This window comes from Flavobacterium arundinis, assembly GCF_038289855.1.
In the GTDB taxonomy this organism is placed as follows: domain Bacteria; phylum Bacteroidota; class Bacteroidia; order Flavobacteriales; family Flavobacteriaceae; genus Flavobacterium; species Flavobacterium arundinis.
On sequence record NZ_JBBYHR010000001.1, the window covers coordinates 660,337 to 683,495 of the forward strand.

Below are 23,159 nucleotides of genomic sequence, written 5' to 3' on the forward strand. Positions count from 1 at the left end.
TAAAAAATTCCATTTTTAACAATTTACACCTGAACTGTGATTTTTACACCGTTTTTCATTTTAGCAACAATTACATAACGCTAAAAAAACCCCTATAAGTATCCGGCGTACAATCAACTTTTATAATTATCTTTGCCTGCTGATTTTTCCCTGTACTAATAAAATAAAAATAATGATCCATAACGACGACAGCAAAGACGAAAAAGGAGATAACCATATTGCATCGAGTGCGCAAACACCGGTAAGGCCGGATGCTTTTGATATGACTGATGATGAAAAGATTGCATCGATAAAAAAAGACGTAGAAAACATATTACATACCCTTGGTATGGACCTTACCGATGACAGCATTAAAGGCACTCCTAACCGTGTGGCAAAAATGTTTGTCAAAGAAATATTTGGCGGGCTTAACCCTGCAAAGAAGCCGGGATCCTCTACATTTGAGAATAAATACAAATATGGGGAGATGCTGGTAGAAAAAAACATCACCGTATACTCTACCTGCGAGCACCACCTCCTTCCAATAGTAGGTCGCGCGCACATAGCGTATATATCTAACGGTACCGTTGTAGGCCTTTCTAAAATGAACCGCATTGTCGATTATTTTGCCAAGAGGCCACAGGTGCAGGAAAGGCTTACCATGCAGGTAGTACAGGAGCTGAAGAAAGTACTGGGCACAGAGGATGTTGCCTGCGTGATAGATGCCAAACACCTGTGCGTGAACTCCCGTGGCATACGCGACATTGAAAGCAGCACCGTAACTTCTGAATTTGGAGGAAAGTTTAAAGAAAACAGCGTTCGCAGGGAATTTTTAGACTACATTAAGCTGGATACCCAGTTTTAAAACCTATATATTACATATATAACGCCAATCTATCAGCACATGCAGTTATACCAGAACCAGAATTTAAAGATCTACAATACATTAAGCGGCGAAAAGGAAACATTTGTCCCGCTGCACGAGGGTGCCGTGGGCATGTATGTATGCGGGCCTACCGTATACAGTAATGTGCACCTTGGCAACTGCCGGACCTTTATTTCGTTCGACCTGGTTTTCCGCTACCTCAAGCATTTGGGTTATAAGGTGCGGTATGTGCGTAACATAACCGATGTAGGCCATATAGAAGACGATGCTGACGAAGGTGAAGACAAGATCGCAAAAAAGGCACGGCTCGAAAAGCTGGAGCCCATGGAGATCGTGCAGCAATACTCTGTAGACTTCCACCAGATAATGGAACTGTTCAACAGCCTGCCGCCAAGCATCGAGCCAACGGCAACCGGGCATATTATAGAGCAGATAGAAACCATCAAGCACATATTCGACAACGGCTATGCCTACCTGGCAAACGGGTCGGTGTACTTTGATGTGGTGAAATATAACGAAACCCATGATTACGGGATTTTAAGCGGAAGGAACCTTGACGACATGCTGTCCAACTCGCGCGAACTTGCCGGGCAGGATGAAAAAAGGAACCCTGCCGATTTTGCCCTTTGGAAGAAAGCAGAGCCGGAACACATTATGCGCTGGCCTTCGCCATGGGGCGACGGTTTCCCGGGATGGCACCTGGAGTGTACTTCAATGAGTACGAAGTATTTGGGTAATAAATTCGACATCCACGGCGGCGGTATGGACCTGAAGTTCCCGCACCATGAATGCGAAATAGCCCAAAACGAAGCCTGCACCGGCAATGCGCCCGTAAATTACTGGATGCATGCCAACATGCTTACGCTGAATGGCAAAAAAATGGCGAAGTCGACAGGGAATAATATCCTGCCGAGGGAACTGTTTACAGGCAATAACGATAAGCTCGGGAAAGCATTTTCTCCATCGGTGGCGCGTTTTTTCATGATGCAGGCACATTACAGGAGCATCCTCGATTTTTCGAATGATGCTATCGTAGCCGCAGAAAAAGGATATAACCGCCTTATGGAAGCAATAGAAACCCTTTCCGCCATAAGTGCTTCGGGCAATTCCACGCTTGATATTGTTGCATGGAAACAACTGTGCTATGATGCCATGAATGACGACTTTAACAGCCCGATACTTATAGCGCACCTTTTTGAAGGCGTACGTTACATCAACCTGCTGAAAGAAGGAAAAGAATCGCTTACTGCAGCCGATCTGGAAAACCTTTCGAAAACTTTGCACTCCTTTATATATGATGTGCTTGGCCTTAAAGGCGAATCGGCAGATGAAGGCAGCAACGACAAACTGGAAGGAGTAGTAAATATGCTTATAACCATGCGCAACGAGGCCCGCGCCAATAAGGACTTTGAGCTGTCTGACCAGATACGCAACAGGCTTACCGAAATTGGCATAGAGCTAAAAGATGGCAAGGAAGGCACTACCTTTTCAGTCAACTAACAATGAAGGCCCGGCAAATTGTCACATTGCCTTTTGTGCTGTTGATACGGTTTTACCAGATAGCTATCTCCCCTATCCTGCCATCGGCCTGTCGGTACAGCCCTACCTGTTCTCAATATACCATTGAGGCGCTGCAAAAAAGAGGTTTGCTCACAGGAAGCTGGCTTGCCATCAAACGGATTGTAAGCTGCAATCCCTGGGGTGGGCGCGGTTATGACCCTGTACCTGAAAAAGGATGCGCGCATAAACATTAATTTAATACTGTTTTTCTTGGCATTGCCCTGCATTTATTTAATTTTACAAAAACAATAAAACCCACACATGATTCAAAGTTTAAGCATTGTATGGAACTCTCCTGAAGGATTTCACCTCGGCCCGGTAATGCTGCGTTACTACAGCCTCGGATTTGTAGTTGCCTTCGCACTGGGATGGTATATCATGAAACATATATTTGAGCGCGAAGGAGAATCGATGGAAAAGCTTGACAAACTGTTCATCTATACGCTTATTGCAACCTTGCTTGGCGCACGGCTGGGACAGGTTTTCTTTTATGACTGGGATTACTTTAAAGACCATCCGGCAGAGATATTGCTTCCTTTCCGATTAGACCCTTTCGAATTTACAGGATTTGCAGGATTAGCAAGCCACGGCGCTGCTATAGCCATCATATTGTTCATGGTATATTATAGCAGGAAAGTAATACACAGGCCATTGCTTTGGGTACTGGACAGGGTTGTTATCCCGGTAACGAGCGGTGGTATTTTTGTACGCCTTGGCAATTTCTTCAATAGCGAAATTTTGGGCGATCTAACATCCCCGGACACACCTACAGCGGTTAAATTTATACGTGGTGAAGAGTGGCTGAAGAAATCAGATGTTATTGAAAAGACCGGCATTAAAGATTACGACAAGGCTTATGAAGCTATAGAGCATAATCCGCAATTTGCCGATACACTGGCTAAGATCCCTTACAGGCACCCGGCACAATTGTATGAAGCGTTCCTTTATATATTCGTGTTCCTGATTATCTTCTTTATGTACTGGAAAACAGATGCCCGCAAAAAACACGGGCTTATTTTCGGGGTATTCCTTGTACTGCTATGGAGTGTGCGCTTTGTGGTGGAATTCGTTAAGGAAAGCCAGGGAGGATTTGAAGGTAAGCACCCAATACTCTCGACCGGCCAGTGGCTGAGCATACCGTTTATATTAGCAGGTTTTTACCTGATGTTTACAGCAAAGAACAGGCAGGAAACTTTATAAGATAATAACCGCTCCACAAAGGGCGGTTTTTTTATTTAACGGACAGTTGTTTGCGAGTGTCCGGCATTCATTTAATTTTACGAAAAACTTTCAAAATGATATACACCCTTAGCATAGTATGGAATCCCTCAAAAGGAATAGACTTAGGCTTTTTTACACTTCATTATTACAGCCTGCTTTGGGTAGCCGCATTCGGCCTGGGATGGTATATTATGAAAAGGATCTTCATACGCGAAGGCGAATCGATGGAAAAGCTGGACAAGCTATTTATCAACACCATGGTCGCTACTATGCTGGGTGCAAGGCTTGGCCACGTTATTTTTTACCAGCCGGAACTTTTCAGGGAGGATTTTTTCAGTGTGTTCCTGCCTTTCAGGTTTAATCCTGAATTCAAATTTACAGGTTTCACAGGCCTTGCCAGCCACGGCGCTGCGATTGCCGTTATCCTTACTATGGTATATTACAGCAAAAACATCATACACAGGCCTTTGCTTTGGGTGCTGGACAGAGTTGCCATCCCTGTAACGAGCGGCGGAATACTTATACGCATAGCCAATTTCATCAATTCGGAGATACTGGGCAGCGTAACTACCAAAGATATGCCTACAGCAGTCAAATTCATCAGGGGTGAAGACAACCTCACTGAAGGTATTGTAACACGCATAACAGGCGAAAAGGACGTAAATAAGGCCTATGATATTATTGAGAACGGCAACGGCTTTGGCGTTATACTGGATGGAATACCGTACAGGCACCCCGCTCAATTGTATGAGGCATTCGGCTACGTATTTGTATTCCTTATCATTTACCTGATGTACTGGAAAACGGATGCCCGCAAAAAGCACGGGCTCATCTTCGGGGTATTCCTTGTACTGCTATGGAGCGTACGCTTCGGGGTGGAATTCGTAAAGCAAAGCCAGGGAGGCATCGAGGGCGAAAATCCGATACTTTCAACCGGGCAATGGCTTAGTATACCGTTTATACTTGTAGGATTATATCTGATATTTACTGCGAAGAACAGAGAGGAAACGTTATAAATGTTATGGAGATGGAGATATTAAAACTGCGTTCAATAGAGCTATTTTTGAACGCATTACCTTTATTATCCAATGAATTGATCACGAATACTTCTTTGAAAGATAATCAATATAACCTTTTTTGTATTCACTTGTAGGCATCAGAACACCCGTAAGACTTTCCACCAAAGGACTTACTTTAGTTTTAGTTTTTCTTTTAAAAAAGAAATTTTGAAAAACTTCCAAATAATTTTGAAATTTATCTTTCAACATTGTACAATATAATATTAATCCGTCAATGTAAAGTTATAAGGAATAGTACCTACTTGTTTCGGATTATCACTCTTATCAAACTTAGCTTGCAGTGCAGCCTGAATAGCTGCATCAATTAAACATTTTGCAGGCGTTGTAGTGCCTCTAGTCCTTTCTGCCTTTATAACAGTACCATTACCATCAACTGTAATTTGAACAACCACGTATCCTGCTTCATCACAATTGTACCTTGGTTTAGGTTTTGCAAGGGCTTTCCTGCCAGCCAACTGGTAGTCCCCTACTCCTGTTCCACGGCCGGCACCGCTTCCGCCACCACTGCCACTTCCTGAGCCCGGCCCCGTGCCTGTTCCGTTTCCGGAACCCGTTCCCCCACCGGAGCCACCGCCACTTCCTCCTGAACCGGAGTATGCCCCGGAGCTTATATCGCCGTTCCTGCTCCCCTGGTTACCAGCCCTTCCGGTATCGCCATCGCCTGTATTATTGCTGTTAAGAAGGTTATCCAGTGCGCTGTTGGTCGGCTTTTTTGGTGTTACAGGTTTTTCGGTTTCCGGCTTGGCATTTTGCATCCGCGGGTCTTTTTTTTCTACCGGCTTAGTATTGGCTACAGCTTCGGCATTATCATCGTCGCTTCCCACCACTTCTTCCGAAGGTGCGCTGGGAGCGGGTTCGGCTTTAACCTTACTGGCTGCCTCAAGCAGCTCGCTCCTGTAATTTGCCCCAACACCGTCGTTGCTGTCGCCAAAATTCAGGGTAACACCGCCACCCCCGCCGCCGCCTTCCAGCATAACCGTAAGCGGATCAGGGTACGTAACTGTATAGGTAACAAAAACCAGCGGCAGGAATATTGCAAAGAATATGCATACCGTTATTATCGCCGATTCTTTTTCCTCCCTTGTTATTTTTTCCATAGCCTTATTGTTTGGATACAGCTATTACAAACTTTAGCTTCAATCGTTCGCCTACCTGCAGCAGGTCTACCATATCCTGCGCAAGGCAATTGTATGGGAAACGAACGATAACCGTATTATCACCTGTTTTCTTTACCTGTTCAGCGAGCTTGCTTTCCAGCTCTTCGTAGGTAACCGGCACTTTATCTATGAAATATTGCTTCGTTTCATCTTCCATCACCACTACCGATACGCTTGTGTGCGCTTTATCAGTAGTAGCTGTGGTGCGCGCTTTTGGAAGCATAAGCTTAATAACATTCGGGTTGGCAAGCGTAGAGATAATAAGGAAGAACAGGAGCAAAAAGAACATGATATCGCTAAGCGCCGAGGCTGCAATTTCTGCATGAAAGCGTTTATTTCTCCTTACCCTCATTTTCCTGTAGTGATTAGATTAACGAATTGTATCGCCTGTTTTTGAATCCGTAGCGCGAAGCCGTCGATAACCATATTAAAGTAGTGGTAGCCAGAATAAGCTACAACACCAACTATAAGCCCTAAGCCCGAACTGATCATCTTTTCATAAAGACCTTCTGAAATGCTTCCGATGGAAATATCGGCAGTTTCTGATATCTGGTAGAATATCTTGATAACCCCGGCAATGGTACCAATGAAGCCCAAAATTGGGGCTATACCGGCTGCCAGGCCTAACCAGCCCAACTTTCTTTCCATAAGGCCAATCTCTACATTCGTCGCTTTTTCCATCATCCCTTCGATCTCCACCATTGGCCTGCCCAGCATGGAAATTCCACTTTCAAGGATATTACCTTCGGCAGTTCCTGCTTTGGCGGCTGTCATCTGCGCAACCTCTATCTTACCAGTTGTAATCTGGTGGCGCACATCGCTCATAAGCGATTCGTTATGCTTCGTCACTTTTTTATAATACATCGCCCTTTCTATGATCACGTACAGGGTAAAGAAAAACAAAAGCAGTATGGGTACAACCATCACCCCGCCCTTCATCACCAGAGACAGGTAGTTTACTGAAATTTCTTTTGTTTCGACAACTGCAGCTGTAGCATCCTGTGCAGCAGCCGGTATGCTATCCTGTAATAATAAGAAAATGAAATTTGTCATGCTTTGCGTGATTTCTTTAAATAAAATACTTTGGCGAAAATGCCATTATTTATAATTGATAACGAATATATGGTTTTTTGAGTATGGAAAAAAACAAATAAAAAAAAACCTGCTTATCGGATAAGCAGGTTTATTATATAATTAACAAGATGTGTTATTTCAGTTTTTCAGCAACGATCTCATCATTGTGCTCATGCTCGATCCTGTCTTTATCTTTAGCAGACACGGTATCAACAAGCACCGGTGTAGCAATAAATAGTGACGAATACGTACCTACCACAATACCTACAAGCATTGCAAAGATAAACCCACGGATGGAATCGCCACCAAAGATGAACATGATCAATAATACCAGGATCATGGTAAGCGATGTATTCACGGTCCTTGACATTGTTGTGTTGATCGATTTGTTTACAATCTCTTTGAAATTACCTTTGGTTTTACCGGCAAGGTATTCCCTTATCCTGTCGAATACAATTACGGTATCGTTCATCGAATAACCGATTACGGTAAGGATCGCCGCGATAAAGTGCTGATCCATTTCCATGTGGAAAGGCATGAATTTGTAGCATAGCGAGTAGATACCCAACACAAAGATAACGTCGTGTGCTACTGCTGCAATAGCGCCAAGGCTGTACTGCCATCTCCTGAAACTCACCATAAGGTAGATAAACACAATGGCCATAGATCCTAATACTGCCCAGAAAGAGTTTGTCTTGATATCATCTGCAACCACAGCGCTTACTTTCGAAGCCTGCATTATACCAAGTTTCTTGCCCTGGTACGCATTTACAAATTTCTCATACGTTACATCATTAGAATAATGGCTTTTCAAACCTTCATACAGCTTCTTATTAACTTCAGCATCGGCTTCAACCGTATTCTCTTTTACTTTGTATTTTGTAGTGATCCTTAACTGGGAATCGTTACCGAATACTTTTACGTCAACAGCTTCGTTAAATGTTTTTTCCAGCTCCTCTTTTACTGCGTCAGCCGAAACAGATTTCTCAAATTTCACCTGGAATGTACGCCCGCCAACGAAGTCAATACCTTGGTCAAGGCCATTCACATAAAAAGATATACAGCTCACCACCACAACAAGCGAAGAGAAGATGTATGTGAATTTTTTAGCTCCAAGGAAGTTGAAATGGAAGTTGGTAAACCAGTTCTTAGACATTCCCGTAACAAATGTTACAACATTGCCTTTCCTGATATCGTTGTCAAGGAAAAGCCTTGCAATGAATATAGAAGTGAATAATGATGTGAAGATACCAATCAATAGTGTGGTAGCGAAACCTTTAACCGGCCCTGTACCGAATATCAATAGTACCAAACCTGTAAGCACGTGGGTTACGTTCGCATCTGTGATAGATGACATAGCGCCCCTCCAGCTGTAAGATGTTTTAACGGCTTCGTCAAGCGACTTGCCTGCACGTAATTCTTCTTTTGCACGTTCATAGATGATGATATTCGCATCTACTGCCGTACCCATTGTTAGTACGATACCTGCAATACCAGGAAGTGTCAGTACCGCACCAAGGCTGGCAAGGAAACCGAAAAGGAACAATAAGTTTACAAGGAGCGCCACGTTAGCGTACCAACCTGCCCTTCCGTAATATACGATCATCCAAAGGGATACAAGCAACAAACCAACAACAGATGACATTATACCGTTATCAATTGCTTCCTGGCCTAATGATGGGCCTACGATCTCTGACTGTACTATCTCTGCTTTTGCAGGAAGCTTACCAGCCCTTAGTATGTTGGCTAAGTCTTTTGTCTCTGTAACATCGAATGCACCTGAAATTTGCGAGTTACCACCCGATATTGGACCGGTAGTAACACCCGGGGCAGAATATACAACGTTATCAAGAACGATAGCGATAAAGCCCTGCTCCCTGTATGCCTTGCCTGTCATTTCTTCCCATTTCTGGGCGCCCTTAGCGCTCATCTGCATTTCTACCGACGGTTTACCCATCTGGTCGAAAGCTGAATTTGCACCTGTAATAACGTTTCCGGCAAGCGGCGCTACATTATCTTTATTAGTCTTAAGCGCATAAAGCTCAACGAAAGTTCCTTTTTTATCTTTATCTCCACCTGCAGATGGCTTGCCCCATGCAAAACGCGCAAAACGCTGTTCGCCTATAAGAAGCGCACGGATATCAGCCCTTTTCAGGTAAGAGTTTATTTTAGCAGTATCTTTTGCAGCAGCTATACCAATAACCGGGCCTGACTGGCCTGGCATTAGTTTGTCGAAAAGTGGATTGTTTCCTTTTTTAGCAGTATTAACAGAGTCTTTGCTTCCCAATAGTTTTTCTATTGAATCGTTTTCAGCTGTTTTAACCTCTTTAGTATCAACTTTCTTTTCGGTAGCGACAAGGGTTTGGTTTGCAGCCATCAGGAAGTTTTGCATGTCGCTTACTTTATAAGCCTCCCAAAACTCAAGTTGTGCCGTACTGGATACCAGTTTTTTTACACGGTCGATATCCTTCGCACCAGGCAATTCTAACATGATACGGCCTGTCTCGCCAATTTTCTGGATGTTTGGCTGCACTACGCCGAATTTGTCGATACGCTCCGTCAATACGCCAAAAGCACTATCTATAGACTCACTAACTTTTTTCCTTAGCACTGCTTTCACCTGGCTGTCGGTCATTTCTGTATTCACCGCCTGGTCCATGATCCTGTTGGTAAACAGTTCAGGAGAAGCCAGTTTTACAGAGCCTTTAGACACATCGTCAAAAGCTATAAAGAACGCATCCAGATAATCCTGATTACCCTGCCTGTTTTTGGTAGCCTGGTCTAAAGCTTTGTTTAAAACGGGATTTGTAGAGTTATTCGCAAGCCCGTGAAGGATATCTTTTACAGATATCTCAAGCATAACGTTAATACCTCCCTCAAGGTCAAGGCCTTTGTTTATCTGTTTATCACTTACTTCTCCGTATGTATAGCCAAGGTAAACTACCGAATCTTTCATCGATTCGAGGTAGGCCACTTCTTTATCTGTATCGCCTTTAGCTAACGCCTTGGCATCGTTTTGGATACCATGAGATACATAGGTGAAAGAAAGCTGGTAAATACATACTAACGCAAATATGATTGCGAAAAATTTAATGAGTCCCTTATTCTGCATTATTACTTAAAATTAAATATTCCATTTTTTAAAAACGAGCAAATATATAATTTACCAATTGATAAACCAATTTATTTGCTAACATAATCATAAAAAACGAAATCCGCAGGAAATGCTTTATTTTGAAGGTTTACGATGAAAAAATTTTTGTATTTTTGATAAAAGACATGAATTATGAGGCGATTTCTTATCCTTTCCGCAATTGTTTTAGCCACCTTTCAGGCACAGGCACAACAAACCCAATTGTCTCCCAGCCTTACTATTGCCACCAAAGAAAGTTTGCAAAAACTGGAGGAGCAAAAACAGCATGATATTGTATTTTATGCTAAAAGCAATACACCCCAACAAGAGCCGGCAACGGCATGCAGCGATAACAGCACCGATTTTTACCAATTGTACATAACCGACAGCGACAACCGCAATTATAACAATTACCATAATAATACCGACCCTATAATAACAGCAATGCCGGCACCGGGGCCTAACCTTGACTATTATTATGTAGACCCAAACAGCAGCGGCAACTATGATAAAGTAGTGAAGCAGCAATAGTGCCTGCCACGAAAAGCAGATTTGGTTTTTGATAATTCGGAACAGACAATTCAATAATAAGGCGACCACTGTATAATGGCCGCCTTATCTTTTATAGTTGTTTTAGCTATAGCTTGTGCCCTGCCCCAAATGAGCCAAAAGACGTAGCTATGCTTTACTCTGTATCATTAGTAAACTGGATATTGGCATGCAGCTTGATCTCTTCTCCCAATACGAGCCCGCCAACTTCGGCAATACCCGCAGGGTGGATATCATAATCATTACGGTTTATGGTACCGATGATCTCGAATCCCGCCCGGTTGATTCCGAACCCGTCTTTCGCCTCACCACCAAAAAATACGTCAAGTGTGATCTCTTTCGATATTCCTTTTATCGTAAGCATACCTTTCAGCCTGTAATTATCCCCGGCAACAGGGCTGAATGCTGTTGAATGGAACTCCAGTTGTGGAAACAGGTCGGCGCTGAAAAAATCAGGTGACTTTAAATGTTCGTCCCTGTCGCGGTTGTTGGTATCTACACTAAAGGCATCTATAAAAAGTTTAAAAGAAGCGCTGTTGAAATTGTCGTGCTCCGGCGTTACCATAGTGCCTGAAAATATTTTGAATTCCCCGGTTACCGATGAAATGAACAGGTGCCTTATCTTAAAATGAATATCGGAATGTGCGGGGTCGAGAGTCCAGTTTTTTGTTGCCATGATTTTATTAGAATTTTTATCAGTAAAGACTTATTAAGCTCTCACTAAATTACTCAGTATGGCGGGTTTATACTAATGTTTTGAATAAAATTATTTGTTAAACTTATAAACACATCCGTTTTGGGCTTGCCACGACCCCCTGTGAATACTGATGTTTCAGGAAACAGAAATATTCGTGACAGTCTTTTCCCACCAAGGCCGCGTTAATTAGCAATCATAAATTTGAAACCATAGCGAACTTTGTACTATAACCTAAAGCAAAAAGCGATGGCAAATTCAAAACAAACCCCGGCACCCAAATCATCAAGTGGCAAGCCGCTTCATGAGCAGGAAACGCCCGAATTGAAAAAAACAATGCGGGAAGCAGAAAAAGGCGCAGCGAAAAAAACAACGGCAACCAAAACGCCGCAGAAGATACAGGACGGTAATACAGCAGAACATAAAAAGGAATATTAACATCCAATTATATAAAGTTATGCAAACAGACAACAACGGCAATCGCGACAGTACTAGCCGCGATGACCAAAACCGTAACATGAACCAGAACGAATCGCAACGGATGAACAGCCGTGAAAATGATTGGGACACTACCGGCAGGCCGCAAAATACCGATAGCCGCAACAGTGACAGCGATAACCTGCTTGATAACGAATCGCACAATAGGAGAAGCGACAATGATGATTTCAACGATTCCGGATGGGACAATGAAACTCGTAATGCTACTTCAAGGACTTACAACGAAAGCGAGGACACCTGGGAAGAAGAAAAAAGAATGGAAGGCAGAGGCACAACCGGCAATGATTGGAACCAAAACGACCAGATGCAGCGTGGGGAAGGCAGGACTTATAATGAGGAAGAAGAAGGACGCGACGCCTCTTCCAGCGACTATTATGAGGACGATTTAGACCAAAAAAATACGCAAGACAGCAGCCGTAACAACAGCGGCGACGATTTTTAGAATCAGAGGTACGAACTCAATTTGAATTCCGAACCTGATTCAATAGAGAGAGGGATAGCTTAACGTTATCCCTCTTTTGTTTTTAAACCATAAGTGTTGGGAAGAGTTTGTTTGTATAATTAACATACCGCTCCTATTCAATATTTCTATAAACATACCGCCCCGCTGAGGCTATACTCATAAGTCCCAAAAGGACGATATATCTATAGAAAACAATAGACGACACGTAGACGAGTCCCGGAGGAACGGCATGTTATGATTACTAACAATTTTAAACCCTTCGGTTATCTGCCTTCCAGTTTTTGATCGATTTTTTAATTGCGTTGGCCGAAAGATTTTCGCTGATAGCTTTCTGTGCGAGTTCCGCCAATTCTTCGTCAGGGGCAAACCGTAACGCAAACAGCTGGCCTTCGCTTAATTTTTCCTCTAAAGGCTCAAGGCGCTGACCTGTAACCACAAAATACCGGTACCTGAGCTCCCCTATCACAATCCTGTTTTGGAGTGTGAGCGCATAATGCTGGCGCAGCATAAACGCAACCCATATAATTACAGCTGTGAGAGCCGAAAGGAAAATCCACAACAATCTGTCGGGCTCATTATAAATAGCCTGATAAACAGCCACTACAAAGAGTGCCATCATTACAGGGTAAAATACAAAATGGTGCGGCGGATACCAGCGTATGTGGTTTTTATAATTTTGAGATTTCATATTGGTATAATTATTAGGTTATAAAATTCTTTTTTCTTCGGCGCTGGCATTCACGAGCTTTTCAAAACGCGACTGCCGGGTCTTTTCCTGCTTCGCGTTCGTTATAATGTGTATCACTGCATTACGGTAGGATGGCGCCTGTTTGATGAAAAATTCCCAGGCAGTTCCGTTAGCTTTAAATTCCTTCTCCAATTCGGGAGGAAGTACAGCGGCCTCCTTTCGCTCATGCGAATAGATACCCGACTTACTTTCCTTACGCTTTTCGAAAGCGGCAATACCGGCAGGCTTCATGAGGCCTTTTTCCTGCAGCACCTCCATCTTTCTGATGTTTACGGCACTCCAGATGCTGGTAGCCTTGCGGGGGGTGAACCGGATGGTATAGCTTTCTTCGCCTAAGGACTTCCGTACACCGTCTATCCAGCCATAGCACAGCGCCTGGTCTACCGATTCGGGCCATGTCATGCTCGGCTTGCCGCTATTGGTTTTGTAGAAGCCAACAAGCAGTTCCGTTTCTTTTTCGAAATTCTTATCAAGCCATTTCCGGAAATCGGCCTGTGTTTTGAAGAAGTGAGGTTCCATCCTTGTTAGTGTTACAAATACAATTTAGCCAATTCCCCTTAAAGATGAGCGTGTTTTATGAATTCAATAACGACAGCAATTCCGTTATTTTTTCCAACTGCCTGAAGTTATCGTGCTCTATGGTATGGTCTATCTGCTCATGTGCCCATGTGGTATGGAAAGGGATATGGAACCCATGCCCTCCTATCTGTAGTACCGGGAGCACATCTGACTTTAAGGAATTGCCGACCATCAAAAACTCTGAAGGCTGGATCTCAAGCCTTTTAAGCATTTTGGAATAGTCCAGCTGCTGCTTGTCGGACATTACCTCGATATGGTGAAAGTAATGCCCCAGTCCGGACTCGTGCAGTTTTTTATGCTGGTCTTTCAGGTCGCCCTTTGTAGCCACGACCAACTTGTATTTTCCATGGAGCGCTTTCAGGGTATCCTCTACCCCATCGATCAGTTCGATCGGCTTATCGAGCATTTCCTTGCCGTATTCCAATATTTTTTCAACAGCGTCAATGCTGAGGGTTTTATCTGAAATAGTAAGGGCCGCTTCGATCATACTCAATATGTAAGCTTTAATTCCATATCCGTAAATATCCAGATTGGCCACCTCAACCTTAAAAAGTTCCTTGGCGACGCTGTGCGCCGGAAGATAATCTTCCATCAACTGGTAAAATTTCTTTTCGGTCTCCTGAAAAAAGGGTTCGTTCACCCAAAGGGTATCATCGGCATCGAAAGCAATAACTTTAATATTCATAGGGGTTTTGCGAATTTTAGGCAAATGTAATTAAAGAGGCTAAATCTATTTATGTTTAAGGTGTGAATATGCTTGCAGGCGTGCTTTACCTGGGTTTCAGCATTTCGAAAAGTTGGGGGTAGTCCGTTACAAAGCCATCATCATCAACCGTAATTTCTGCACTGAAATTGCTTCCGTCATTTTCGAAAAGATAAACGTTACCGGGCATTTTGGTGTATTTCTGGCGATCCCTGCGCACTTCATTAGCTATGATATCGAAATACACCAGGTCGAACTCCGCACTGTCCCCTTCCTGTAGGTGCAAGGCATTAACGGGAAGCGAATTGGTAAATGGCGTGAGTGATATGTCTACAAAATCACAGCCGTGGAGGTCGGGATGTTCCTTACCGGTATTGTCGGTCCAGTTGTTGTGCTCATCGCGCTTCAGGTGGTACGAGTGCTGGTGGTCGCTCACATGGAAATCCATTTCGATCTGCATTGCCCGCCATCCTTTATCGAGGTGCAATACATATTCCAAGTAAACAGCTTTCCCCTCTGCCCACCCTTCTATTTCCGAACGGATAGTAATGCCACTATCCAGGTAATTTACAGAGCAATGTTCCTCGGTATCATTAGCGAGCCCTTCCCAAACGATGCTTTTTTGCATGGCTTATTTTTACTGCAAGTTAGTAAATTTCTTACCGTCCCCTGCCTAAAATAAAGCCAAAAAAATACCACGCATTTCGCGTGGCAGTTCTTTTTATCATCTTGCATTATCGTGATTTCAGATACCCTATTTTCTTTCCGGCACTATTTACAAGCGCCCCGCCGGAACCTATATACATATCACTGCCGGAGCCTTTATCATCGAGCATCAGTTTATATCCCGGCCTGTCCGATCTTTCCAGGCTGGCTATCAGGTAGACGTTTTCGCCTGTAACCTGTACCAGATTTCCTTTTGTTGTGAGGTAATATTGCCCGTTGGGATTGGAATTTAGATGGGCGTCTGACGCCACATTTTTGCCCGACAGTATGCTTTGCTGTATCTTCTCACGCTTAGTAAGCTCACGTTTCACAACAGGTTGCGCAGTGGCCCTTACAGCTACAGGCTTTTGTATTACCACCGGCCTTTGTGCTACAGCAGGCTGTCTTGTAACAACAGGTGTTGGCGAACCGTTATCGGCAACATCAGAATTGTCGTTGTTATATTCCCCCGCACTTTTCCATCCGGTAGCAATATAGGCGAGGCGGTCGTTTTTAGCAGGGTGTGTATGCGATCCTTTCATTTTCGCGATTAGCGACATGGCAGACTGCGCATCGGCCAGCGACGCACCCATTTTCCGTAATACGAATCCCGAAAATTCATCGGCTTCGAGTTCCGTCTGCGGACGGCTGCCAACGTTATCGAGCGTATGCCCGTTCAGGTGGTGGCCTATCTCGTGTGCGAGTATGCTTATGGCTGCCCATTTGCTCCCCGAAGCTGAATTGATATTGTCCATGAATTTTGGGTTGTACAATATGTATCGTTTCTTTTTCAGTATTACCGCAGCAGCATTGGGCACATTTGCGGCACGAAGCTCAAAATTAGCTTTAAGCCCAATGACCGACATTATATCCTTCACCACTTTTTCGGCAGTATCCCCGGCTTCATAAGCCGTAATATTTCCGGTTATGCTCTCGCCATAATAGCTGCACATGGCAGTATATTTTGCCGAACCGAATGTTTTTTGCGCCGTCGCAGGCACCATGCAGCACAAAGCTGCAACGACGATACAGATCCTGATGCTAATTGTTTTCATGTACAGGAAAATAATGCTGGTTATTAATTGAATACCTCTTATTCCCTTAACGCAAAATGTTTGCCAAAAGTATGGGTGAAAAATAGTGGAGGTATTAATTTGCGACTCATTTTATATCTGCCAAAATAATGATCGCTACATAAACGATAAGCAGGATAATCCCTAGCCAAAAAATTATCTTGCCGTGTTTTCTGTCGCCCTCGCCATAGGTAGGGACGATCTGCCCGTTAGGCAACGTCTTTTTGGATGTCCATAATACATAACCGGTTATAAACCCAAAAAAACCACCAAGGACAGAAAGGGCATATCCAACAATAATCCATGCGTGTTGGTTGCCCTCCGGCTTTGCAAGGTCGTCCATCCGTTGCTTTCTAAGGCTTTTTATAAGCGCCTCATCAATGGTCTTGCCACGTTCAGTCAGCAATTTTCGGGCAAGAGCGTAATCAAATTCGCTCCATTCCTCGTGCTTCAATATAACGTCATATAACTCCTCATCGGTAAAAGAAAGCAGGTAATAATCTTCCGGCAGGCTTGCCAGCATAGTTTCCGCATAACTTTCAAGAAGTTTATCCGCTGGTTCAAACTGTTCCGGTTTCAGCTGCACCTCATATTCCTTATTGAGGTCGCCCATCATAGCGCTTCCCATTTCCGGAGAGGTATCGACGAAAAGGCATTCAATGCCATTTTCTATAAGGAATTGCTGTAAACCCCTTGCACTGGGTGCATCAGGAAATTTTTTATAGGTAACGTAATTGGTTTGCATAATTGATTGTTGTTGCAGCCAAATATATAAAATATGTAACAGAAACAATCCATGCCAACGAATACTGTTTTTCGGCGAAAGGAGAACAGTTTGTTCGGTCATCAATCAGGGAATTATTTATATTTGGAAAAAATATCCGTGAGAACGCTTTTGCTTTTTTTCCTACTATCTGCCAATTTTCTATCGGCTCAAAATGCGGATTATCGCTTTACAATTTCTGACAGCAAAAAATTACGCAGCGAACTTGAAACGGCGATTGGTAAGGATATGTCATTGCGGGATTTTACCATTGGCGATATCACTGCCGATAAAAAGCCGGACATCATAGCGATAGGTTCCCCGGAAGATAAAGAACAGCATCGGAAAATATACCTGTTCGTTTGCGAAAGCGGCAAAAAGTTCACGCTCGCTGCCGTTAATTCTACCCTTATCGAATGTGAAGTTTGCGGCGGCATGGGTGTTGGCGACCCGTACCAGCGGACCGTAATAAATAAAAGTTATTTTTCGTTTGAGCTCTTATATGGCGCTTGTACGAAAGATTTTTTCACCATTACCTTCAGGTACGATAAAGAAAGGAAGTGGTGGTTTTTGCATAAGGATGTGACCGAAAGTTATAACTGCCAGGAGGCCGATAGCGGTGAAATAACTGTAAAGACCGAAATCAACAAGAAGGAGGAATATGGGGTAACGAGGTTTGAGAATTATTGAATTGATGACCGGCAATAAGAGACCCGGATTTTCGTTATTTTTGCAAACCAAACAATCTATTATGAAAAACACATTTGCCAAACTACTCCTTTTAGCCATTGCCTCGCTTGCTATTGCCTGCGGTAAACAGGAATGCAAAAATACCAACCCTGTTTTTGATGCCAATACGCCAGAGTCAAAACCCTATAAAGCAGAGCTGACAAAACAGCTGGCAAAAGCAGATAACAGCCTAAAATACTGGATCAACAGCTACAAAGAAATTGACGGGCAGCAATATATGCTGGTGGATATTACCGGCAACAATCTTTGCGCGACAGCCCAAATGGCTATCAGCCCCGAGGATACGAAACTTCAAAACTTTATCAAGGCAAAAGGCAAGGGTTATGAAGGTACCGAACTGGAAGGCCTGCAGTATGGCATAACAAGCGATAGTAACGGAGGGCATTTTATATTTAAAGATGTTGTCAGCATCATGGATTAATCCTGATTATAATCCACTGGCAATCAGTAAATAAATTAGAAAAACCACAGCATCTTAACAAAAAAAGATGTAGCTTTACGTATCAATTAGTTAATATCATGAAACATATATTACTAATTATAGCGTTGTTGCTGCTTCCACTCTCACTTTATAGCCAGGGCGAAAGTATCTATTTTTCTGATGCGATCAGGATCAATTTCAAAAAATATAAGAAGGACAGCTCACTAGCCTATCGTAAAGGTGATACCGAACGCGGGAAATTCCTGTTTGATTCACTAGTGGACCATCGGCTTGCAGGAACTATATTTGACGATTACACCTTCAAAAAATCAGGAGGCGGCAAGCTTACGCTTTCGTCTGTAGAAAAGCCTATAGTGCTCATTACGTACGCTTCATGGTGTGTGCCCGCACCCGGCGAAATTCCTGCCATTAATAAGCTCGCACAGCAATACGGTAAGGATGTCAAATTCGTCGTGTTATTCTGGAACCGCAGGCAGGATATGAAAAAAGCAGCCCGCAAGTTCAGCAGCAGGATAACGGTTTGCTATGCCCATGAATCTTATAAGAATGATGCCCCGATAATCGCCTCGATGAAACATACGCTGGGATTCCCAACATCCTTCTATCTTGACGAGAACCTCAAAGTGATCGATATAAGGCGCAGCAGTATTCCCACGGGCCCTAAAAAAAGCAATTATAATAAAGGCTATGCGCTGAATTATAATTCGGTGCTGGACGGGCTGGATAAACTGCTTATTAACCGCGAGCTTACAAAAGAGCATTTGGCAACGAAATAAGGCCGCTGATAAACTTTATTCTGCAGCAGCACCTACGAAGATCTCTGAAACCTTATCATTATCCATCGTAAAAATAACACCTCCGTAAATAGAACCTGCCACAAGGCTTTCATCAGACGATTCGTCTTTATTAATATCTGTACCGTAGGCTTGCTTAACTTCTTTCCGGGATGACCCCACCCCAATATTGCGTGAAGTTTTTGATGCTGAAGGTCCATAAACCGAAAAATCTCCTACAATTTTGTCAGCGCTTTTTGGATCTTCAGACTCCATCGCAAGCCGTATGCCTTTATCAGGAAAATCCCACACTTCCGGGTACATGCCGCTCACTTCTGACATTTCGCCGGTTTCGACAACTACGGGCTTACCCAATTTTTCAATGACAGTCGCGGAAGGCGTTCCTATCATAAGCCACTTGTCAACAACTTCATCACCTGGCTCATAGAGTTCGGGCATTTCAGTGGTTTCGGTGGTATCCCGGTTTTGAATTTTAGTTGTTTCGACAGGCGGTGCGTCGTGCTTTACTGTGCCATTACAGGAAAACGCCAGAATAGCCGGGATAAGAAGTAATTTTTTCATGTAATAACCAGCAATCTATAAATTAATATCCCTTTGTCGGGATCTCCATGGTATACGTTTTTCCGGGAGTCACTATAAGTTTCCTGTCACGCAGCCATGGGTTGTGTATCTTTAGCACTTTATAATTAATGCCCTGCTCCTTCGCAAATATAGCAAGGTCCGGTATTGAAGAAGTCACCTCAACGGTTTTTACGGGGATCACCGGGTACAGTTCTTCCTTCATCAGGTCGAAGTTATACAACGCCGGGTTCTGCATGATCTCTTTAAGCGCCAGTATCCTGAAAACGTAGCGTGAGGTTTCTTCTGTCAGCAACAGGTCATAATAGTTGTTCACACCCTGGAACGTGATCTGTTTGTTCACGCCACCAAAACCACCGTTATAGGAAGCCGCAGCCAGTGTCCACGACCCGAATTTAGCTTTGGCATCTAATAAATATTTACAAGCCGCTTCGGTCGATTTCTCGAGGTGGTACCTTTCATCCACAATATCATTGATCTCGAGGCCACGCTCTTTACCCGTATCAGGCATAAACTGCCAGTAGCCCCTCGCCCCAGCCGGTGACACAACATTTACAAGCCCGCTTTCGATCACGGCAAGGTATTTAAAATCGTCCGGCACACCATATTTTTTCAGTATTGGCTCCATTACAGGAAATACCCTGTTGGCGCGTTTTATAATAAGGCGTGTGGTGGCGTCCAGGTTGGCGTTGATAAGCAGTTCCTTATCCAGCCTTTCGCGTACATCCGATATATTGAGCGGTGCCAGTTCCCCTGCAAAGTCTATGCGATCCGGGAAATAGAATTCTTTTTTTACTACAGTCTTTTCATCTGCATTTTTCTCAGGCATCCCGTTGATAAGCATCCCGCTTACCAGCAGTACTGAGGCTATAACGCCGGTTTTTTCGATCAGTTTCATAGTTATATAGTCTTAGTGATTTCTTATTTTTTCTTTGTGCATCGGCATCTGCTGTCAGTTCGAGCGCATTCGAGAACATACCATCTCGACTGCGCTCGATGTGACATACCCAAATGTAAACTTACAAAAATGGAACCAATTTATTCTGCAAGGATAATTCGCGGCAGGTTTTCATTGAGCCATTTTGCCTTATTCAGTATCATAATGTGGGTGCCGCCTTTTACAGGGATATACTCTTTCAGGTATTTTGGAGGAAACACCTCATCGGCATCGCCATGAATATGCACTACCCCTTCGGCAGGTTCGCAACGGTCCCAAAGTATTATATTTTTAAACGCCCAGTCGAGGTATTTCTTATCGCGCACCGAAAGAAATTTTTCATATAAGTTCAGCCGCCTGGTTATCATGTTATTGCCTACCGCGAATTTGGCAAGCCAATCTACACGCTGCATGAGGCTGGTGGGGAACAACCTGTAAGCGCGTGTCATTTTTGCAAAGCGCATTCGCCTCGGGAATTCGGTATTGCATTTTACGCTTGAGATAATGATAACCTTACGTGCCCTGATAATCTTTGCCATTTCCTGTACCAGTACACCCCCAAAAGAAACCCCTATCAGCACCGGGTTCTCGTGTTTTATGTTCTGAACTATTCGCGTTGCATAATCGGCAAGAGGCTCATCGCCATCGGGCAAAACCCATTCGAGGAAGAACATTTCAAATTGGTCTTGAGGTAGTTTTATATTTTCAAAAATCTTTGGGCTTGCCGCCAAACCGGGCATAAAATAAACAGGGATCTTCTCCATCAGGTATCATTTAACGTACAAACACGACAGGTAATCGATTTTTATTACGAAATTTGTATAAAATTAAAGTTTTTATTCCACAACCGTTCCCTGTAATTTTAATTTATCACTAAGTTATGAGGTCAAGACTATTTCCAAAAAGCCAAAGGGGCACGGCCAACCACGGCTGGCTACAGGCCAATTTTTCGTTTTCTTTCGGCAATTATTACAATCCTGATATGGTACAGTTCGGGATGCTCCGTGTCCTCAATGATGACACCATAGGCGCCGGTATGGGGTTTGGCACGCACCCTCACGAGAATATGGAGATCATCACCATTCCGCTGGAGGGAGGACTTACCCACCGTGACAGTATGGGTAACCAGGAAACAGTGCGCTTTGGCGAAGTGCAGGTAATGAGCGCAGGCACTGGAATACAGCACAGCGAATTGAATGCCAGCCAGACGGAACAGGCCAAGACGCTCCAGCTTTGGATATTTCCCGACAAAGAAAACGTAACGCCGCGTTACGGACAGAAGTCGTTCGACCTTGAAAGCCACCGCAACAGCCTTGTAAATATTGTATCTCCTGAAGATAAGAACGACGGTAACGCGCTCTGGATACACCAGCAGGCATTCCTGCACCTGGGGCTTTTTGATGCAGGGCAAACGTTTAATTACGATATCAGGATACCGGAGAACGGGCTTTACCTTTTCCTTATAGAGGGCGAACTTGAAATAAACGGTGAAGCAGTGCACGAACGCGATGCCTATGGCGTGGTGGAATTCGGCAGCCTTACCATTACCACCAAATTGCCTTCGAAAATATTACTTATTGAAGTACCAATGATGTTTAAAGATTAGCTATGGATATAAAAGACAACGAATTCTCAAGGCAGTTTGAAATTACTGTTGACGGCAAAATGCTGTCGATAGAATACTCCATCCAGGAGCGCAAACTCTTCCTTACCAGGATAAACGTGCCGGAAGGTATTGAAGAAGAACCGCTCGTATCGGATATCTTAAAGGAGATTTTGGCTATTGCCGAAGAAAGAAGGTTCAGGGTCGTGCCAACCCACCCCAAAGTAGCGGCTTTTTTCCGGAAGAACCCAAGGTATAAGGACATGCTTCCTCCGGGTATACGGTTATGACGGAAAGCCCTGATTGCCCTCTTTGCAATGCGCCTGCCAGCCATTATTATACCCAGATAACACGTGATTTTTTGCAATGCAGTAACTGTCGTTCGGTATTCCTGCACCCTAAAGACTATCTTTCGCCGGAAGCGGAAAAGGCGCATTATCTCTGCCATAACAATGACCCGGAAGATGTAAAGTACCAGAATTTCGTAAGCCCTGTAACCAATGGGATATTACTGGATTTCGGTAGGCATCATAAAGGGCTGGATTTTGGTTCGGGGACAGGCTCCCCTATCCTGAAGGTTTTGAAGGATAATAATTACGACATCGTGCAGTATGATCTGTATTTTCATGATGAGCCTGAACTGCTAATTCAAAAATATGACTACATCGCGTGCAGTGAAACGGCTGAGCATTTTAAGGAACCTTATAAAGAATTTCAACAATTGCGGAACCTGCTCAATCCCGGCGGTAAATTGTATATCATGACTGACCGCTTTGAGGAAAACCGCGATTTTGCAACGTGGTATTATAAGACCGATCCTACCCATGTGTTCCTGTACCATGAAAATGCTTTTGAGTGGATAAAGGAGGAATTTGGGTTTGGGGAATTGAGGATCGAGGGAAGGGTGGTCGTGTTGGGGGTGTGAAGCTATACCGCAAAGACACTAAGAAGACACTAAGAAGACCCAAAAATCCGCAAAGGATAGACATATCTTAAACCTACAAGGTTGGGAAAACCTTGCAGGTTGGGAAACCGAAAATACGGTAATTCCTAAGAGGTCTTTAAGACATAGGTGTTCGGAAGACAAAAGTTCATTGAAATATTTTCATATATTAGATTTATAAACTTGATTATGCCAAAGAAAATAAGCGTAAGTTCTTTGTTGAAACTAATAGACAAAGATGTTTTAG

The 23,159-nt window shown here is 43.6% G+C and carries 28 protein-coding genes; 14 read left to right on the forward strand and 14 right to left on the reverse strand.

The features are described from left to right. Window positions 1-172 precede the first annotated feature (172 nt). From folE to lgt (AAEO56_RS02975), 5 genes are all read left to right on the forward strand, one after another. Window positions 173-844: a GTP cyclohydrolase I FolE gene (gene folE / locus AAEO56_RS02955; RefSeq protein WP_341695528.1), complete on the forward strand. Its 672-nt coding sequence runs from the start codon at window positions 173-175 to the stop codon at window positions 842-844. A 39-nt stretch (window positions 845-883) separates the two neighbouring features. Continuing rightward, on the forward strand, window positions 884-2,365 hold the full coding sequence (gene cysS, locus AAEO56_RS02960; protein WP_341695529.1) for a cysteine--tRNA ligase: 1,482 nt from the start codon (window positions 884-886) through the stop codon (window positions 2,363-2,365). Between the two features lie 2 nt (window positions 2,366-2,367). After that, window positions 2,368-2,619, forward strand: coding sequence for a membrane protein insertion efficiency factor YidD (gene yidD / locus AAEO56_RS02965; protein ID WP_341695530.1), 252 nt, complete (start codon window positions 2,368-2,370; stop codon window positions 2,617-2,619). A gap of 67 nt (window positions 2,620-2,686) precedes the next feature. Continuing rightward, window positions 2,687-3,625: a prolipoprotein diacylglyceryl transferase gene (gene lgt / locus AAEO56_RS02970; RefSeq protein WP_341695531.1), complete on the forward strand. Its 939-nt coding sequence runs from the start codon at window positions 2,687-2,689 to the stop codon at window positions 3,623-3,625. A gap of 95 nt (window positions 3,626-3,720) precedes the next feature. Further along, window positions 3,721-4,662 carry a prolipoprotein diacylglyceryl transferase gene (gene lgt / locus AAEO56_RS02975; RefSeq protein WP_341695532.1) on the forward strand — a complete coding sequence of 314 codons (942 nt, stop codon included), beginning with the start codon at window positions 3,721-3,723 and terminating at the stop codon, window positions 4,660-4,662. Between the two features lie 266 nt (window positions 4,663-4,928). Here the strand turns inward: lgt (AAEO56_RS02975) and AAEO56_RS02980 are convergent, their stop codons facing one another. The 4 genes from AAEO56_RS02980 to secDF form a co-directional block, all read right to left on the reverse strand. Then, a complete protein-coding gene (locus AAEO56_RS02980; RefSeq protein WP_341695533.1) occupies window positions 4,929-5,822 on the reverse strand; it encodes an energy transducer TonB family protein in 894 nt (297 codons plus the stop codon). A 4-nt stretch (window positions 5,823-5,826) separates the two neighbouring features. Beyond that, complete coding sequence (locus tag AAEO56_RS02985; protein WP_341695534.1) at window positions 5,827-6,234, reverse strand: ExbD/TolR family protein; 408 nt, start codon at window positions 6,232-6,234, stop codon at window positions 5,827-5,829. Further along, window positions 6,231-6,935 (reverse strand): MotA/TolQ/ExbB proton channel family protein, encoded by a 705-nt coding sequence (locus AAEO56_RS02990; protein WP_341695535.1) that lies wholly within the window; start codon window positions 6,933-6,935, stop codon window positions 6,231-6,233. The genes AAEO56_RS02985 and AAEO56_RS02990 overlap by 4 nt, the downstream gene beginning before the upstream one ends. A 154-nt stretch (window positions 6,936-7,089) precedes the next feature. Then, the gene (gene secDF / locus AAEO56_RS02995) at window positions 7,090-10,068 is read right to left on the reverse strand and encodes a protein translocase subunit SecDF (RefSeq protein ID WP_341695536.1); all 2,979 of its coding nucleotides are present in this window, start codon (window positions 10,066-10,068) and stop codon (window positions 7,090-7,092) included. A 174-nt stretch (window positions 10,069-10,242) separates the two neighbouring features. Between secDF and AAEO56_RS03000 the strand changes: the two genes are divergently transcribed. Continuing rightward, complete coding sequence (locus AAEO56_RS03000; protein ID WP_341695537.1) at window positions 10,243-10,620, forward strand: hypothetical protein; 378 nt, start codon at window positions 10,243-10,245, stop codon at window positions 10,618-10,620. 154 nt (window positions 10,621-10,774) lie between these two features. On the opposite strand, the gene AAEO56_RS03005 is transcribed toward AAEO56_RS03000, so the two are convergent. Next, the gene (locus tag AAEO56_RS03005) at window positions 10,775-11,314 is read right to left on the reverse strand and encodes a YceI family protein (RefSeq protein ID WP_341695538.1); all 540 of its coding nucleotides are present in this window, start codon (window positions 11,312-11,314) and stop codon (window positions 10,775-10,777) included. A 267-nt stretch (window positions 11,315-11,581) separates the two neighbouring features. On the opposite strand from AAEO56_RS03005, the gene AAEO56_RS03010 reads away from it, so the two are divergent. Both AAEO56_RS03010 and AAEO56_RS03015 read left to right on the forward strand, forming a co-directional pair. Further along, window positions 11,582-11,770, forward strand: coding sequence for a hypothetical protein (locus AAEO56_RS03010; protein ID WP_341695539.1), 189 nt, complete (start codon window positions 11,582-11,584; stop codon window positions 11,768-11,770). Between the two features lie 19 nt (window positions 11,771-11,789). Continuing rightward, a complete protein-coding gene (locus AAEO56_RS03015; protein WP_341695540.1) occupies window positions 11,790-12,272 on the forward strand; it encodes a hypothetical protein in 483 nt (160 codons plus the stop codon). Between the two features lie 271 nt (window positions 12,273-12,543). On the opposite strand, the gene AAEO56_RS03020 is transcribed toward AAEO56_RS03015, so the two are convergent. The 6 genes from AAEO56_RS03020 to AAEO56_RS03045 all read right to left on the reverse strand — a co-directional run bounded on the left by AAEO56_RS03020 (window position 12,544) and on the right by AAEO56_RS03045 (window position 16,846). Continuing rightward, window positions 12,544-12,981, reverse strand: coding sequence for a DUF6526 family protein (locus tag AAEO56_RS03020; RefSeq protein ID WP_341695541.1), 438 nt, complete (start codon window positions 12,979-12,981; stop codon window positions 12,544-12,546). Between the two features lie 18 nt (window positions 12,982-12,999). Then, window positions 13,000-13,560, reverse strand: coding sequence for a YdeI/OmpD-associated family protein (locus tag AAEO56_RS03025; protein WP_341695542.1), 561 nt, complete (start codon window positions 13,558-13,560; stop codon window positions 13,000-13,002). A 55-nt stretch (window positions 13,561-13,615) separates the two neighbouring features. Next, window positions 13,616-14,305, reverse strand: coding sequence for an HAD family hydrolase (locus AAEO56_RS03030; protein WP_341695543.1), 690 nt, complete (start codon window positions 14,303-14,305; stop codon window positions 13,616-13,618). A gap of 85 nt (window positions 14,306-14,390) precedes the next feature. Next, entirely contained in the window at window positions 14,391-14,951 is a 561-nt protein-coding gene (locus AAEO56_RS03035; RefSeq protein ID WP_341695544.1) for a putative glycolipid-binding domain-containing protein, read from the reverse strand. Between the two features lie 106 nt (window positions 14,952-15,057). Continuing rightward, window positions 15,058-16,083 (reverse strand): M48 family metalloprotease, encoded by a 1,026-nt coding sequence (locus tag AAEO56_RS03040; protein WP_341695545.1) that lies wholly within the window; start codon window positions 16,081-16,083, stop codon window positions 15,058-15,060. A 106-nt stretch (window positions 16,084-16,189) separates the two neighbouring features. Next, complete coding sequence (locus AAEO56_RS03045; protein ID WP_341695546.1) at window positions 16,190-16,846, reverse strand: hypothetical protein; 657 nt, start codon at window positions 16,844-16,846, stop codon at window positions 16,190-16,192. Between the two features lie 138 nt (window positions 16,847-16,984). Here AAEO56_RS03045 and AAEO56_RS03050 point away from each other — a divergent pair, with 138 nt between their 5' ends. From AAEO56_RS03050 to AAEO56_RS03060, 3 genes are all read left to right on the forward strand, one after another. Further along, a complete protein-coding gene (locus tag AAEO56_RS03050) occupies window positions 16,985-17,554 on the forward strand; it encodes a hypothetical protein (RefSeq protein ID WP_341695547.1) in 570 nt (189 codons plus the stop codon). Between the two features lie 61 nt (window positions 17,555-17,615). Further along, entirely contained in the window at window positions 17,616-18,035 is a 420-nt protein-coding gene (locus AAEO56_RS03055) for a hypothetical protein (protein WP_341695548.1), read from the forward strand. Window positions 18,036-18,133: 98 nt separating this feature from the next. Continuing rightward, window positions 18,134-18,832: a TlpA family protein disulfide reductase gene (locus AAEO56_RS03060; protein ID WP_341695549.1), complete on the forward strand. Its 699-nt coding sequence runs from the start codon at window positions 18,134-18,136 to the stop codon at window positions 18,830-18,832. Window positions 18,833-18,847: 15 nt separating this feature from the next. Here AAEO56_RS03060 and AAEO56_RS03065 read toward each other — a convergent pair whose 3' ends face one another. From AAEO56_RS03065 to AAEO56_RS03075, 3 genes are all read right to left on the reverse strand, one after another. Next, the gene (locus tag AAEO56_RS03065; RefSeq protein ID WP_341695550.1) at window positions 18,848-19,411 is read right to left on the reverse strand and encodes a hypothetical protein; all 564 of its coding nucleotides are present in this window, start codon (window positions 19,409-19,411) and stop codon (window positions 18,848-18,850) included. Window positions 19,412-19,433: 22 nt separating this feature from the next. Beyond that, a complete protein-coding gene (locus AAEO56_RS03070; protein WP_341695551.1) occupies window positions 19,434-20,327 on the reverse strand; it encodes a lytic transglycosylase domain-containing protein in 894 nt (297 codons plus the stop codon). A 140-nt stretch (window positions 20,328-20,467) separates the two neighbouring features. Beyond that, window positions 20,468-21,130: an alpha/beta hydrolase gene (locus tag AAEO56_RS03075; RefSeq protein WP_341695552.1), complete on the reverse strand. Its 663-nt coding sequence runs from the start codon at window positions 21,128-21,130 to the stop codon at window positions 20,468-20,470. A 116-nt stretch (window positions 21,131-21,246) separates the two neighbouring features. On the opposite strand from AAEO56_RS03075, the gene AAEO56_RS03080 reads away from it, so the two are divergent. From AAEO56_RS03080 to AAEO56_RS03090, 3 genes are read left to right on the forward strand one after another with little or no spacing between them, the layout of a single operon-like run. Further along, a complete protein-coding gene (locus AAEO56_RS03080) occupies window positions 21,247-21,972 on the forward strand; it encodes a pirin family protein (protein WP_341695553.1) in 726 nt (241 codons plus the stop codon). A 2-nt stretch (window positions 21,973-21,974) separates the two neighbouring features. Continuing rightward, window positions 21,975-22,259, forward strand: coding sequence for a GNAT family N-acetyltransferase (locus AAEO56_RS03085; protein ID WP_341695554.1), 285 nt, complete (start codon window positions 21,975-21,977; stop codon window positions 22,257-22,259). Beyond that, window positions 22,256-22,894 carry a class I SAM-dependent methyltransferase gene (locus AAEO56_RS03090; RefSeq protein ID WP_341695555.1) on the forward strand — a complete coding sequence of 213 codons (639 nt, stop codon included), beginning with the start codon at window positions 22,256-22,258 and terminating at the stop codon, window positions 22,892-22,894. Before AAEO56_RS03085 ends, AAEO56_RS03090 begins: the two co-directional genes overlap by 4 nt. Window positions 22,895-23,159 lie beyond the last annotated feature (265 nt).